The organism is Streptomyces sp. NPDC019890, assembly GCF_044903445.1.
GTDB lineage: Bacteria > Actinomycetota > Actinomycetes > Streptomycetales > Streptomycetaceae > Streptomyces.
Window position 1 is genome coordinate 596681 of record NZ_JBJDQK010000003.1, and the last position, 14760, is coordinate 611440.

7 protein-coding genes are annotated in these 14760 nt (G+C 71.8%); 2 read left to right on the forward strand and 5 right to left on the reverse strand.

The features are described 5' to 3' along the window. Positions 1–3: 3 nt before the first annotated feature. From ACI2LP_RS11105 to ACI2LP_RS11125, 5 genes are all read right to left on the reverse strand, one after another. Positions 4–1416 carry a dipeptidase gene (locus ACI2LP_RS11105; RefSeq protein WP_404724216.1) on the reverse strand — a complete coding sequence of 471 codons (1413 nt, stop codon included), beginning with the start codon at positions 1414–1416 and terminating at the stop codon, positions 4–6. Positions 1417–1426: 10 nt separating this feature from the next. Beyond that, a complete protein-coding gene (locus tag ACI2LP_RS11110; RefSeq protein ID WP_404724217.1) occupies positions 1427–4921 on the reverse strand; it encodes a UvrD-helicase domain-containing protein in 3495 nt (1164 codons plus the stop codon). Positions 4922–5036: 115 nt separating this feature from the next. Continuing rightward, the gene (locus tag ACI2LP_RS11115; protein ID WP_404724218.1) at positions 5037–5888 is read right to left on the reverse strand and encodes a hypothetical protein; all 852 of its coding nucleotides are present in this window, start codon (positions 5886–5888) and stop codon (positions 5037–5039) included. A gap of 64 nt (positions 5889–5952) precedes the next feature. After that, positions 5953–9348 carry an ATP-dependent helicase gene (locus tag ACI2LP_RS11120; RefSeq protein WP_404724219.1) on the reverse strand — a complete coding sequence of 1132 codons (3396 nt, stop codon included), beginning with the start codon at positions 9346–9348 and terminating at the stop codon, positions 5953–5955. Positions 9349–9524: 176 nt separating this feature from the next. Then, on the reverse strand, positions 9525–9905 hold the full coding sequence (locus ACI2LP_RS11125; RefSeq protein WP_404724447.1) for an MGMT family protein: 381 nt from the start codon (positions 9903–9905) through the stop codon (positions 9525–9527). A 206-nt stretch (positions 9906–10111) separates the two neighbouring features. On the opposite strand from ACI2LP_RS11125, the gene ACI2LP_RS11130 reads away from it, so the two are divergent. Both ACI2LP_RS11130 and ACI2LP_RS11135 read left to right on the forward strand, forming a co-directional pair. Then, the gene (locus tag ACI2LP_RS11130) at positions 10112–12814 is read left to right on the forward strand and encodes a lysylphosphatidylglycerol synthase domain-containing protein (protein ID WP_404724220.1); all 2703 of its coding nucleotides are present in this window, start codon (positions 10112–10114) and stop codon (positions 12812–12814) included. 291 nt (positions 12815–13105) lie between these two features. Further along, positions 13106–14695: an alpha/beta hydrolase gene (locus tag ACI2LP_RS11135; RefSeq protein WP_404724221.1), complete on the forward strand. Its 1590-nt coding sequence runs from the start codon at positions 13106–13108 to the stop codon at positions 14693–14695. Positions 14696–14760: the final 65 nt, after the last annotated feature.

Below are 14760 nucleotides of genomic sequence, written 5' to 3' on the forward strand. Positions count from 1 at the left end.
GTGTCAGTTCAGCGACGTTCGGCTCAGGGCGGCGGCGAGGTCGCCCCACAGGTGTGCGGTCGTCTCCACGCCCTTGAGGAGGAGGTCGATCTCGACCTTCTCGTTGGGCGCGTGCCAGCCGTCGGACGGTACGGAGATGCCCAGGAACAGCACGGGCGCCTCAAGGACGTCCTGAAGGTCCGCGGCGGGGCCTGAGCCGCCCTCGCGGGTGAAGCGGATCTTCTGCCCGTCGAAGGCCCGGCTCATGGCCCGTACGACCGACTGCAGGGCGGGGTGGTCGAGCGGCGTCAGGCAGGGGCGGGTCGAGGCACCGAAGCTCAGCTCGTGGCGGATGCCGACGGGAATCCTGGCTGCGACCCAGGTGCGGACGGCCTCTTCGACACGGTCCGGATCCTGTCCTGCGACGAGCCGGAAGGAGAGCTTCAGCCGGGCCGACGACGGAATGATCGTCTTGCCGCCGGGGCCCTGGTAGCCGCCGCCGATGCCGTTCAGCTCGGCGGTCGGGCGGGCCCAGACGCGCTCCAGCGTGGAGTACCCGGCCTCGCCGAGCGTGCCGTGCGACTTGGCAGTGCTCAGCCAGGACGCCTCGTCGAAGGGGAGCTCCGCGAACAACTCGCGCTCGGCGTCGGTCAGCGGCGTGACGCCGTCGTAGAAGCCGGGGATGGTGACCTGCTCGTCGGCGTCGTGCAGCGCGGCGACGAGACGGGCGGCGATGGTGGCCGGGTTGGGGACCGCGCCGCCGAAGGAGCCGGAGTGGATGTCCTGGTCGGGGCCGTACAGCTCGATCTCGCAGTCGGCGACGCCGCGCATGCCGGTGCAGACGGTGGGAGTCGTCTCGGACCACATGCCGGTGTCCGAGACGATCACGGCGTCGGCGGCGAGCCGGGAGGCGTTCGCCTCGACAAGGGCGCGGAAGTTCGGCGAGCCCGACTCCTCCTCGCCCTCGATCAGCAGCTTGAGGTTGACCGCGGGCGCGCTGCGGCCGGTGGCGGCGAGGTGGGCCCGTACACCCAGGGTGTGGAAGAAAACCTGGCCCTTGTCGTCCGACGCGCCGCGGGCATGGATCCTGCCGTCGACGGTCTGCGGCTCGAACGGGTCGGTGTGCCAGCCGTCCTCGCGGGCGGCGGGCTGGACGTCGTGATGGCCGTAGACCAGAACGGTGGGTGCGGCCGGGTCGCCGGAGTGCCACTCGGCGAAGACCGCGGGGGCGCCGGGCGTGGGCCAGACCTCGATGACCGGGAAGCCGGTCTCCTTGAGCTTGGCCGCGAGCCAGTCGGCGCTGCGCCGTACGTCCGCCGCGTGGCCGGGCTGTGCCGATACGGACGGAATGCGCAGCCAGTCGGTGAGGTCGTCGAGGAAGGCGGCGCGGTGCTGCTCTATGTACGTACGGACGGCGCTGTCCGGGGTGTCGCTCATGCACTTGAGCCTAACGGGCGCCGGTGGGTGTCTCGTCGGCCGTCTCGCCCAGCAGGATGCGCTCGAGCTCGGCGCGCCCCGGGAGAGCGTCGGGGCGCACGATCTCTCCACTGCGTACGTAGACGAACGCGGCGTTGACGGCTTCGAGGGGGAGGTCGTGCTGCTCGGCCCACGCGAGACGGTAGATGGCGAGCTGGAGGGGGTCGGCGGTGAGGGTGCGGCTGGTCTTCCAGTCGACGATTTCGTACGTGTACGGGGCGCCCTCCGAGGGGTCGGTCAGGTAGACCGCGTCGATGCGGCCCCGGATCACTCGGCCCGCGAGGGTGATCTGGAACGGGGACTCCACGCGGAAAGGGGTTCGGCGGGCGTACGGGGTGCGCTCGAACGCCTCCTTGAGCGCGGCCAGGTCGCGCTCGTCGGCGATCTCGGGGTCGTCCTCGTCGCCGCCCGGGAGCTCGTCCGGGCCGAGCATCGGAAGCGGCAGCTCTTCGAACCGCGACTCCACCCAGGCGTGGAACCGGGTGCCCCGGCGGGCGGCGGGGTGCGGGGGGCGGGGCATGGGGCGGGCCAGCTCCTGGGCGAAGCCGTCGGGGTCGGCGGCGAGGCGCATGAGCTGGGAGGCGGAGAGGGAAGGGGGAAGGGGGACGTCGCGGACGGAGGCGCGGGTGCGGTGGAGCTCGCGCGTGAGGGCGGTGAGGTCGCGGTCCCAGGAGGCGATGGTGCGGGCGTCTTCGGGGGTGGGGGGTTGTTCCCCCGACCTGCCGGTTCCCGAGACCGGGGCTTCGCCCCGGACCGCTGGAGACTCGCGGCGCTGGTGCGGGAGGTCGACCGGCTCGTCGTCGTCCCACGGCGTCCAGTCGAGGTCCTCAAGATCCTCCGGCTCTCTCAGGTGCTCCGGCTCGCCCAGGTGCTCCGGCTCGCCCAGGTCGTCCAGTTCGCCCGGGTCCTCCAGTTCGCCCGGGGCCCCGATGTCCTCCAGGTCCTCCGGTTCCTCCACGCCGTCCGGGCTCTGCGAAAGCGCCTCCAGGTAGGACAGCACCGTGTTTGCCGCCTCGCGTCGGCGTGAGAGTGATGTGGGGTCCAGTGGGAGCGGCCAGGCCTGCTCGCCGGTCGTCTCGTGAAGGGACGGGTTCTCCGCGTCCTCGTCCGGTTCCGTGGCCCAGAATTCGATCTCGCCGAAGCCCTCCGTGCAGTGGTCGTACAGCGCCTGGAGGAACTCCGAAGGGCCCCGGCGACGCTTCTGGGTCGGGCCCCACCAGTGGGCCGAGCCAAGGAGCAGGGAGCGGGGGCGGGTGAAGGTGACGTAGCCGAGGCGCAGTTCCTCCGTGTGCTGGTGGGCCTTCATGGCGTCCTTGAAGGACTTCAGCCCCTTCGCGTCCCAGGACGGCACGTCGGGAAGCGTGCCCGCGTCGCCCCGCAGCGCGTGCGGCAGGACCTTGGACTGGGAGGTCCAGGCCTCGCGTGCCTGGTCGTTCGGGAAGTGCTTGGCGACCAGTCCGGGGACCGCCACGACGTCCCACTCCAGGCCCTTGGACTTGTGCGCCGTCAGGACCTTGACCGTGTTCTCTCCGCCCGGCAGGGCGTTGTCGAGGCCCTTCTCGTACTGCGCGGCCGTACGCAGGAAGCCGAGGAACGCGAGCAGCGTGGCTTCCCCGTCGAGCGCCGCGAAACCGGCCGCTGTGTCCAGGAAGTTGGCGAGGGTCTCGCGGCGGCGGGCGGCCAGCGCCTGCGGGGACGCGGAGAGTTCGACCTCGAGGCCGGTGGTGGCCAGGACTCGGTGCAGGACGTCCATCAGGGGGTCGGCCAGTGAGCGGCGCAGGTCGCGCAGTTCCGCGGCGAGGCGGGCGAAGCGGACCCGGGCCTCCGCGGAGAAGGGCAGGTCGTCGTCATCGCCGCCCGCCGACTCCAGGAACGTGTCCAGCGCGTCGGCGAGCGAGATGACCTCCGCCGGGTCGATGCCTTCGACCGCCGCGGCCAGTCGCTCGTCCGGGTCCGTCCCGTCGGACGCGTCGCGGTGGACGAGCAGCCGGGCCCGGCGGCCCAGCAGCGCCAGGTCGCGCGGGCCGATCCGCCAGCGCGGCCCGGTGAGCAGACGTACGAGGCAGGCGTTGGCCCCCGGGTCCTGGAGGACCTCGCACATCGCGACCAGGTCGGCGACCTCGGGGAGATGGAGCAGTCCGGAGAGGCCGACGACCTCGACGGGGATGTCCCTGGCGACCAGCGCGCCCTGGATCTCGGGGAAGTCGCCGGCCGTACGGCACAGGACCGCGATCTCGCCGGGTTCCTTGCCCGTACGCACCAGATGGGCGATCGAGTCGGCGAGCCACTCGATCTCCTCGGCGTGGGTGGGCAGGAGGGCGATGCGGACGATGCCGTCGCGCTCGGCGCCGGGGGCGGGGCGCAGCGCCTCGACGCCCTCGTGCATGGCCCGCAGCGGCGCCGCCAGGCCGTTGGCGAGGTGCAGCAGCCGGCCACCGCTGCGGCGGTTCTCGCTCAGCGAGAAGCGGGTGGCGGGGCGACCGTCGGAGTACGGGAAGTGGGCCGGGAAGTCGTCGAGATTGGCGACGGAGGCCCCTCGCCAGCCGTAGATGGCCTGGCAGGGGTCGCCGACCGCGGTCACGGCATGGCCGGTGCCCTGCCCGAACAGGCCGGACAGAAGCAGCCGTTGGGCCACTGACGTGTCCTGGTACTCGTCGAGCAGGACCACCCGGAACTCGTCCCGCAGGATCGATCCGACCTCGGGCCTGGTGAGCGCGAGCTCGGCCGAGAGCGCGATCTGGTCGCCGAAGTCGAGGAGGTCGCGGGCGCGCTTCGCCTCGCGGTAACGGACGGTGAGATCGAGCAGTTCGCGGCGGGCCGCGGCCGCCTCGGGAACCTTGCGCAGCTCGGCGTTGCTGAGCCGGACGTTCTCCAGGGTGCGCAGCAGCTCCGCGTCGTGCGCAGCGAGCTGCTGGGGGCGTACGAGATGTTCCGCGAGCTCCGCGTCGAGCGCCAGCAGATCGCTGACCAGGGACGGAAAGGATCTGGTGAGCGAGGGATACGGGCCCGGCGCCTCGCGCAGCACGCGCGCGGCGAGCTGATAGCGGGTGGCGTCGGCGAGCAGGCGCGCGGTCGGCTCCAGGCCTATCCGAAGGCCGTGGTCGGTGAGGAGCTGTCCGGCGAAGGCGTGGTACGTCGAGATGCGCGGCTCGCCCGGGGGGTTGTCCGGGTCGATGACGTCGGGGTCCGTCACCCCGGCCCGTACGAGCGCTGTGCGGACGCGCTCGGCGAGCTCGCCGGCCGCCTTGTTGGTGAAGGTGAGGCCGAGGACCTGCTCGGGTGCGACCTGGCCGGTCCCGACGAGCCACACCACACGCGCGGCCATCACCGTCGTCTTCCCCGACCCGGCTCCGGCCACGATGACCTGCGGGGCGGGCGGCGCGGTGATGCAGGCCGTCTGCTCCGGGGTGAAGGGGATCCCGAGAAGCTCCTTGAGCTGCTCGGGATCGGTGATGCGTGGGGTCACCTCAGTGAGGCTAGTGGGGACCACTGACAGCGAGGACCCCCACCGGCCTCAGCCGAGCGGGCGGGACCCCAGCCGGTCAGCCGGGCCTGGCGGCCAGGCCGAGTACTAGGCCGAGTCAGGCGCTGGTGCCGCCGAACGCTTTGCCCAGGTCCAGGTCCAGGGCCGCGACCGCCGCCGCGTCCGTGCTCAGGTCCTGGAGGTCGACGATCTCGTCGGCCGGCGGAGCGACTGCCTTGACCGGCTTGTTGTACTCGGAGAAGACGATCGTGCCGGGCTCGTCCCCGCCGGTCTTCACGACCTTGAGCAGATAGGGCTCGCCCTCCTTGGCCACGAACATGGTCGTCGACCGGCCGCCGGCCTTCTTCTTCACCAGGGTCACCGCGGGCCTGCCGTCGACCTCGGCGTCGGGGCCCCTGGTCATGCCCCGGCGATCCGACTTGTCCTTGTCCATGCCGTCGAGCATGGCTCTGAGGTTGCAGACTCCGTCCATGTCACCCGCAGTGCCCGCCGGCACCTTCAGCCAGCGGCCTTTCAGCAGGGAGGTGAGTCCCTTGGCCTCGGCGCCGAGCGAGGCATCCCAGAACTTCGCGTCGCCCTTCATGTAGAGCACCTTGTTGACCTGGAGGAGCTCGGCCCTGCCGCCCTTCATCCCGAGCTTGCCGGTACAGGCGCCCTTGGTGTCCACGGCGAAGTCGAAGGTGAGGGGTTCGCCGTCGCTCACGACCCGGCCCGCCATCCTGATGGATGCGGCCTCCTTGGTGGCCGCGACCGCCTTGTCGGCGATCTGGTCGGCGCCCAGGCCGCCGAACGGGTCATCCGATGCCTTCGTCGTCGCGGCGGCCACCGCGTCCTTCTTCCCGACGCTGCCCTCGGCCTTGAGTTCACCGCCGGTGGAGCAGCCTGCAAGGCCGGCGACCGTGGCTGCCCAGACCGCGGCCGTGACCAGGAACTTCCGCTTGGCCGCCATGTGTCTCTCCTCGTGGATCACGTGCTTTGCCGAACGGCCCTCGTGATCTGCCTCACAGCGCCGCCTATTCCACTATCTGGCGGCCTTCGGGCTGTGCGCTGCACGAAGCACGGAAGGCGCAGTGGGTGCAGTGCGCTCCAGATGTCGGGGTGAAGCGTTCGTCGAGTACGCGGCCGGCGGCGGTGGCGAGCAGTTCGCCGACCCACTCCCCCGCGAGCGGCTCCTGCGCCTGGATCTTGGGGAGCGCCTCGCCGCCCTCCTTCTTGGCGGCGGCCTGGCGCAGCTGTACGAGTTCGGCGCCGCCGGGCTCGGGACGGCGGCCGTCGAAGGCCTCGTCGAGCGCGCCCTCGCGGACGGCGAGCTGGTAGACGGCGAGTTGAGGGTGGCGGGCGACCTCGTCGCGGGTCGGGGTCTGCTTGCCGGTCTTGAAGTCGACGACATACGCACGGCCTTCGGCGTCCTGCTCGACGCGGTCCATGGAGCCGCGGATGCGTACCTCGTACTCACCCGCCTCCAGCGTCACGTCGAAGTCGTGCTCGGTCGCGGCGGGGACGCGGCCGCCACGGTCCATGACGTGCCACCGCAGGAAGCGTTCGAGCGCCACGCGCGCGTGCGCCTTCTCCTGCTGCGACTTCCATGGGGCGTCGAAGACGAGTGCGTCCCAGACGGAGTCCAGGCGTTCCATGAGTACGGCCAGGTCGGCGGGGGTCTGTCCGGAAGCGACCTCGTCCGCGAGCACATGGACGACGTTGCCGAAGCCCTGGGCGGCGGTGGCAGGGGCGTCCGCCTTCACTTCGCGCCCCAGGAACCACTGGAGGGCACAGGTGTTGGCGAGCTGGTCCAGTGCGCTGCCGGAGAGGGTGACGGGCTGGTTCCGGTCCCGCAGGGGCAGCCGGCTGTGGGTCGGCTCGTAAAGGCCCCACCAGCGGTAGGGGTGTGCGGCGGGCACGAGCGGCTGGCCGTCGTCGTCGGTGAGCGCGGCGAGCCGGGCGAGGCGGCGGGCGGCGGCGTCGCGCAGCTCGGGTGTCGCCTGCGGGTCCACGGTGGTGGCGCGCAGTTCGGCGACGAGCGCGGCGACGGCGAGGGGGCGGCGGGGGCGACCGGTGACGTCCTTGGGCTCGACGCCGAGTTCGGTGAGGAAGCGGGAGGGCTGATCGCCGTCGTCGGCCGGAGCCTTGACGGCGGTGACGACCAGGCGGGCTCGGGCTCGGGTCGCCGCGACGTAGAAGAGCCGGCGCTCCTCGGCGAGGAGGGCGCCGGGGGTGAGCGGTTCGGCGAGGCCGTCGCGGCCGATGCGGTCGGCCTCCAGGAGGGAGCCGCGGCGGCGCAGGTCGGGCCAGACGCCCTCCTGTACGCCGGCGACGACGACGAGGCGCCATTCGAGGCCCTTGGAGCGGTGGGCGGTCATCAGGCGTACCGCGTCGGGGCGGACGGCTCTCTTGGAGAGGGTGTCGGCGGCGATGTCCTGGGCCTCGATCTCCTCGATGAAGTTGAGGGCGCCGCGGCCTCCGGTTCGTTCTTCTGCGCGGGCGGCGGTGTCGAAGAGGGCGCATACGGCGTCGAGGTCGCGGTCCGCGTTGCGGCCGGCCGCGCCGCCGCGGAGGGCGGCGCGCTCGAGGCGCTGCGGCCAGGGGGTGCCGTCCCAGAGCTGCCACAGGGCCTCTTCGGCCGTGCCGCCGCCTTCGAGGAGCTCGCGCGCCTTGCGCAGAAGCGCGCCGAGCCGCTGCGCGCCGCGGGCGTACGCGGGGTCGTGCGCGACGAGCCGTTCGGGCTCGGCGAGGGCGCGGGCGAGCAGTTGGTCGGAGGGCGCGGGGACGCGGTTGCCGCCGGCGCGCTCCTCGTCGCGGAGGGCGCGGCCGAGGCGGCGGAGGTCGGCGGCGTCCATGCCGCCGAGGGGGGAGGTGAGGAGGGTGAGGGCGGTCTCGGTGCTGAGCCGGGTGTTTCCCCCCTCCACCTGAGGTGCGGGCTCGTGGTCTTCGGAGACTGCGTCGCCCGACGGCACCTCCTCGGCCGCCTCGGGTCGTGCCGCCGTACCCCCTTCCGTCGCCGCCTCCGCCACCGCTCGGAGTGCCGTCAGCAGCGGGGTCACCGCCGGTTCGTGGCGCAGAGGCACGTCGTCGCCGTCGATCGCCAGAGGGACGCCTGCCGAGGTGAGGGCGCGCCGGACGGTGGGGATGGTGCGGCCGCCGGCGCGGGCCAGGACGGCCATGTCGTGCCAGGGGACGCCCTCCTCCAGGTGGGCCCGGCGCAGGATGTCCGCGATGTTGTCGAGTTCCGTGGAGGCGGTCGGATAGGTGTACGTCTCGACCCTGCCGCCTTCCCGGACCGCGGACAGTTCCCGGTGGGCCCGGGCCTTCTCCGCGGGAAGGCGGGGCAGCGGCATCCTGCGGGTCAGCAGACGCGTCGCGGCCAGCAGGTCCGATCCGCTGCGGCGGGAAGTCGTCAGGACCGCCACCCCCGCGGGGCTTCCGTCCCCGTGCCGGAAGGCGTCGGGGAAGTCGAGGATCCCGTTCACGTCCGCGCCGCGGAAGGCGTAGATCGACTGATCCGGGTCGCCGAAGGCGACCAGTGTCCGGCCCCTCCCGGCCAGGGCCTGGAGCAGCCGCACCTGCGCCGGGTCGGTGTCCTGGTACTCGTCCACGAACACCGCGTCGTAGGGGAAGCCGTACGGCAGACGCTCCGCCAGCAGCACCGCCCGGTGCACCAGCTCCGCGTAGTCCAGCACCCCCTGCATGTCCAGGACGTCCAGATACTCCGCGAGGAACGTCGCGGCCGCCCCCCAGTCGGGACGACCGGTGCGGGCCGCGAAGCGGGCCAGGGAGTCCGGGCCCAGGCCCAGCTCGCGGCTCCGGGCGAGCACCGCCCGTACCTCGTCGGCGAAGCCACGTGTCGTCAGGCACGCCCGCAGCTCGTCCGGCCACTGGTTGCGCGCCAGTCCCTCCGACTCCAGGTCGAGCTGACCCGCCAGCAGCTCGCGCACGGCGACGTCCTGCTCGGGACCCGACAGCAGCCGCAGCGGCTCCGAGAACAGGTCGGCGTCCTGGTGAGCGCGCACCAGCGCGTAGCAGAAAGAGTGAAAGGTCGTCGCCTGCGGGCCCCGCGCCCCGCCCAGCCGCAGCGCCATCCGGTCGCGCAGTTCCACCGCCGCCTTGCGGCTGAAGGTGAGCACCAGGATCCGCTCCGGATCCGCCCCCTTGGCCACCCGCGCGGCCACCGCCTCCACCAGCGTGGTGGTCTTCCCGGTGCCCGGACCTGCCAGAACGAGCAGCGGCCCATGATCGTGGTCAACCACCGCGCGCTGAGTTGCGTCCAGGAGAGGGGGATCCACCGGTCCCGGCGGGGTACGCACCAGTCGGTACGCGCCGGGGGTCCTCCCCCTACGCCCCTGCGGGCGTGACGGGACCCCCTGCCGTACCTGCTGCTGGTACGGCGTACGCCCGGAGGTGGAGGAGGAGCTCACGTGGATCGCCGGTCCTGGTGGGTGTGCTGGTGGTGATGGAGCGGTTCGTGCCGCGCGCTGGAGACGCTACGCCAGCGCCCGGCAGGGACGCAGTGAGTCTGTCGCGCACTCCGCGTGCTCCTGGTAATCCGTACGGTCCCCGGAGCACCCGCGCCGCCGTCGTTTGGCGGAAGCTGTCATATGTGAGCGCTGTCGTCCCCGGGACCATTGCCCTCGACCGCACCCTCGCCGCCGTCCCATCGCGCGTGCTTCATGTCGATGCGCGGCACATGGCCTTCGGAGCTGCGCGCGGCCGGGCGCAGGGGCGTCCCCTCCGCGCGGTACTGCGCGAGGGCGCTCAGCTCATGGCCGGGCAGCAGCGTGCCGTCCGCGCGCACGACGCGCCACCAGGGCACCCCGCCGCCGTACAGCGCCATCACGCGGCCGACCTGGCGCGGGCCTCCCTCGTCCAGCCACTCGGCGACGTCCCCGTACGTCATCACTCGGCCAGGCGGGATCAGCTCGGTGACCTCGAGCACCCGCTCCGCGTACTCCGGCAGCTCTTCCATCCGGCCCATCCTGCCGCACGTCACCGACAACGCCCCGGCCTGCGGACCCGGCGCACACAGTGGACCGCAGGAAGCAAAGGGGCGTATCTTGCGCACCTTGCGCCCCCTCGATGCACCCTGATGCACCCCTCTGTCGTCCGGTCGTGCCACCATCATGCGGGCGGTGACTGGTGATACGAGATCAAGAAGAGACCGAGACGGCGAAGGAGCAGGGCGTGCAGCCTCAGCAGGCGGCAAGCACCCCTGAGGCCGAGCCGCACCCGGACGCGCCCTCCCCCGTAGCCTCGGAGGGAAGGCAGCACGAGCACCAGCCCAAGCCAGCAGAGGAAACCGACGTGGGCAGCGTCGACCGGGTCTCGGGGGACGAGCCGCTGCTCGCCGCCCGTGTCCACCGCCCCCCCGATCTGCTGCGGCTGCTCATCGGCGTCCTCGCGATCGCGGTGGTGCTCGGCGTCGCCGCCTTCGCCCACGGCACCACATCCGGCCTCGAACAGGACATCAACAAGGGCACCGGCCAGGCGCCCGACCTGCTGGTCAAGATCGCCGGTCTGGTCTCCAGCATCGCCGTGCTGCTCGTCCCGGTCGCCTTCGCGATCGAGCGGCTGATCAAACGGGACGGTCTGCGCATCGCGGACGGCGTCCTCGCCGCCGTGCTCGCACACGGTGTCACCCTCGCCACCGACCTCTGGGTCGCCCGGGCCGCGCCCGACACCCTCCAGGACGCGCTGACCCAGACCCAGACGGGCGGCGGCCTCACCGATCCGGTGCACGGCTATCTCGCCCCCGTCATCGCCTATATGACGGCCGTCGGAATGGCCCGCAGACCGAGATGGCGCGTGGTCCTGTGGGTGGTGCTGCTGCTCGACGCCTTCGCGATGCTGGTCGCCGGGTACACCACTCCGTTCTCGATCATCCTCACCGTGCTGCTGGGCTGGACCGTGGCATACGGCACGCTGTACACCGTCGGCTCGCCGAACGTGCGGCCCACCGGCCAGACCCTGCTGGCCGGTCTGCGCCATGTCGGCTTCCGCCCGGTCACCGCCATGCGCGCCGAGGACGTCCCCGACTCTGCCGAGCAGGGCGACCGCGGCCGCCGCTATCTGGTCACGCTGGAGGAGGGCTCGCCCCTCGATGTCACGGTCGTCGACCGCGAGCAGCAGGCGCAGGGCTTCTTCTACCGGGTGTGGCGCAGGCTGACGCTGCGCTCCATCACCACCCGCCGCTCCATCCAGTCGCTGCGCCAGGCCCTGGAGCAGGAGGCGCTGCTGGCCTACGCGGCGATCGCCGCCGGGGCCAACGCCCCCAAGCTGATCGCCACCTCCGAGCTCGGTCCGGACGCCGTGATGCTGGTGTACGAGCACCTGGGCGGCCGTTCCCTGGACTCCCTGGCGGACGACGAGGTCACCGATGACTTGGTGCGCGGGGCCTGGCGGCAGGTGAAGGCGCTCCAGTCGAGACGTATCGCCCACCGGCGGCTGACCGGCGACGCGATTCTGGTGGATCGTTCCGGCAAGGTGATCCTCACGGACCTGCGCGGCGGCGAGATCGCGGCGGGCGACGTGGTGCTGCGCATGGACATCGCGCAGCTGCTCACCACGATCGGCCTGCGGGTGGGCGCGGAGCGCGCGGTCGCCACCGCGGTCGAGGTGCTCGGTCCCGACCAGGTCGCCGACTGCCTGCCCCTGCTGCAGCCGATCGCGCTCAGCCGCTCGACCCGGGCGACGCTGCGCAAGCTCGCCCGCGAGCGGTCCCAGCGGGAGCGGGAGGCGGTGCTCGCGGCGTCCGAGGCCGCCAAACAGGCCCGTACGGAAGGTGCCGAGGCCGACCCCAAGTCCGCGCGCAAGACGGAGCGCGCGGAGAAGCAGGCCGACAAAAGGGCCATGGACGAGGCCATGGACGAGGCGCGCGAGGAGGATCTGCTCTCCCAGATCCGTCGCCAGATGCTGCTGATCAGGCCGCAGGCGCCGGTCGAGCCGGTCCGTCTCGAACGGATCAGGCCGCGTACGCTCGTCAGCTTCATCGCGGGCGCGGTCGCCGCGTACTTCCTGCTCTCGCAGCTCGCCGGCATCGACTTCGGCACCGTGTTCGGCAGGGCCCACTGGGGCTGGGTGGCCGCCGCGGTCGCCTTCTCCGCGCTCAGCTACTTCGCGGCGGCGATGAGCCTGCTGGGCTTCGTGCCGGAGCGGGTGGCCTTCCTGCGGACCGTCGTCGCGCAGGTCGCGGGTTCCTTCGTCAAGATCGTCGCCCCGGCGGCGGTCGGCGGCGTGGCGCTGAACACCCGCTTCCTGCAGCGCTCGGGCGTACGGCCCGGGCTCGCCGTGGCCAGTGTCGGCGCCTCCCAGCTCTTCGGACTCGGCGCGCACATCCTGCTGCTGCTCTCCTTCGGCTATCTGACCGGTACGGAGAAGACCGCCTCGCTCACCCCGTCGAGGACGGTGATCGCGGGGCTGCTGACGGTCGCCGTGCTGGTGCTGGTGGTGACCGCGATCCCCTTCCTGCGCAAGTTCGTCTCGACGCGGCTGCGTTCGCTGTTCGCCGGGGTCGTGCCGCGCATGCTCGACGTACTGCAGCGGCCGATGAAGCTGCTCACCGGCATCGGCGGGATGCTGCTGCTGACCGGTGTGTTCGTGATGTGTCTGGACGCGTCGATCCGGGCCTTCGACAACGGCAACCAGCCGCTCAGCTACGCGAGCATCGCCGTGGTGTTCCTGGCGGGCAACGCGCTGGGCTCGGCGGCGCCGACGCCGGGCGGTGTGGGCGCGGTCGAGGGTGCGCTCACCTTCGGCCTGATCGTGGCCGGGGTGCCCAAGGAGGTCGCGGCGCCGGCGGTGCTGCTGTATCGGATGATGACGCTGTGGCTGCCGGTGCTGCCGGGGTGGTTCGCGTTCAACCACCTGACGCGCAAGGGCGCGCTGTAGTGCCGGGGTCGTCCGGCGGCCGCTTTGTCCTCAATCGCCGGACGGGCTTGAAAAGCCCGGGCGGTCCCGCCGACCGGCCGTCCTCAAACGCCCGACGGGCTTGAATTGCCCGGGCGGTCCCGCCGACCGGCCGTCCTCAAACGCCCGACGGGCTTGAATTCCGCGCGACGGGCTTGATTGTCGCCGGGCGGGGCGGAAGTGAGCCCGTCCGGCGATTGAGGACGCGAGACGGACCACCCGCATGGACCGTCGTCGCGGGCGCCGCCCTCCCCCGCGGCGCACGATGGCTGCATGCCGACCTCCTCCTCGGCGGTGCGCGCCGCTTCCGCAGGCGCCCGTGCCGTCGCCCTCGTCGCCTCGGTCTCCGTGCTGCTGGCCGCCGCCGGCTGCTCCGACAGCGGCGACAAGGGCGGCACGGACCAGGACCGGGCCAAGGACTTCGCCACCCAGACGCTGAAGTGGCAGACGTGCCCCGCACCCTCGGAGGCGGAGGGTGGCGGGACACCGCCGTCGCCGCTACCCGGCGGCATCGCCTGGGAATGCTCCTTCATGGAGGCCCCGCTCGACTACGACAAGCCGAACGGCGACACCATCGAACTGGCCCTGATCCGCGCCAAGGCCCGTGACCCGAACAAGCGGATCGGCTCCCTCATCTTCAACTTCGGCGGGCCCGGCGGCTCCGGGGTCGCCAATCTGCCCGCCGCCGCTCCCGACTACACCGCCCTGCACACCCGCTACGACCTCGTGAGCTTCGACCCGCGCGGGGTCGGCCGCAGCGCGGGCGTGGAGTGCGAGGACGACAAGCAGCTCGACGCGTACTACGAACAGGACGCGACGCCCGACGACGCCGCCGAGGAGAAGACCTTCACGAAGAGCCTGAAGTCCTTCGCCGAGGCCTGCAAGAAGCACTCCGGAGACGAACTCCCGTACGTCGGAACCACCAACGCCGCCCGCGACATGGACCTGATGCGCCAGGTCCTGGGCGACAAGAAGCTCTACTACTTCGGCATCTCGTACGGCACCGAACTGGGCGGCGTCTACGCCCACTTGTATCCGTCGAACGTCGGCCGGGCCGTCTTCGACGCCGTCGTCGACCCGATGAAGAACTCCGAGCAGGGCGCCCTTGGCCAGACGAAGGGCTTCCAGCTCGCGCTCACCAACTTCGCCCAGGACTGCGTGAACCGCGGCGACAAGTGCCTGCTGCCCGGCTCCACACCGCAGGAGATCCAGGACTGGATCATCGCGCTCCTCCAGCAGCTCGACAAGAAGCCGATCCCCGGCAGCGGCGACCGGATGCTGACCCAGTCCCTGGCCACCGGCGGCATCGCGCAGGCTCTGTACTCCAAGGAGTACTGGAAGTATCTGGAACAGGGGCTCGACGAGGCCGACGGCGGCAACGGCGGGCTGCTGCTCGCGCTCGCGGACGCCATGAACGGGCGCAGCGAGGACGGTGACTACAGCAATATCCAGGCGGCCAACGCGGCCATCAACTGCGTGGACTTCAAGGACCGTTACTCCCTGGAGCAGACAAAGGCGAAGCTGCCTGAATTCCGGGCGGCCTCGCCGGTCTTCGGCGACTACCTGGGCTGGTCCCTGATGGGCTGCACCGAATGGCCGGTGCCCGGGGCCTGGTCCACTCCCGACGTCTCGGCTCCCGGTGCGCCGCCCATCGTCGTCATCGGCAACACCGGCGACCCGGCGACCCCGTACGAAGGCGCGAGGGCAATGGTCAACGCCCTCGGCAAGGGCGTCGGCGTGGAGCTCACGTACAAGGGCCAGGGTCATGGCGCGTACGACAGCGGCAACAAGTGCGTACAGCAGGCCGTGAACGCGTATCTGCTGGACGGCAAGGTCCCGGCGAACGGTACGACGTGCACATAGCAGCGGCTCGCGGCGGCACCCCGGAGCAGCACCCCGCAGCAGCACCCCGCAGCAGCGCGAAGGGC

What these genes read in the sequence shown, in the direction of transcription:
- ACI2LP_RS11105 (WP_404724216.1), bottom strand. Translation starts at nt 1,416, where the DNA reads ATGAGCGACACCCCGGACAGCGCCGTCCGTACGTACATAGAGCAGCAC.
- ACI2LP_RS11115 (WP_404724218.1), bottom strand. Translation starts at nt 5,888, where the DNA reads ATGGCGGCCAAGCGGAAGTTCCTGGTCACGGCCGCGGTCTGGGCAGCC.
- ACI2LP_RS11125 (WP_404724447.1), bottom strand. Translation starts at nt 9,905, where the DNA reads ATGGGCCGGATGGAAGAGCTGCCGGAGTACGCGGAGCGGGTGCTCGAG.
- ACI2LP_RS11135 (WP_404724221.1), top strand. Translation starts at nt 13,106, where the DNA reads ATGCCGACCTCCTCCTCGGCGGTGCGCGCCGCTTCCGCAGGCGCCCGT.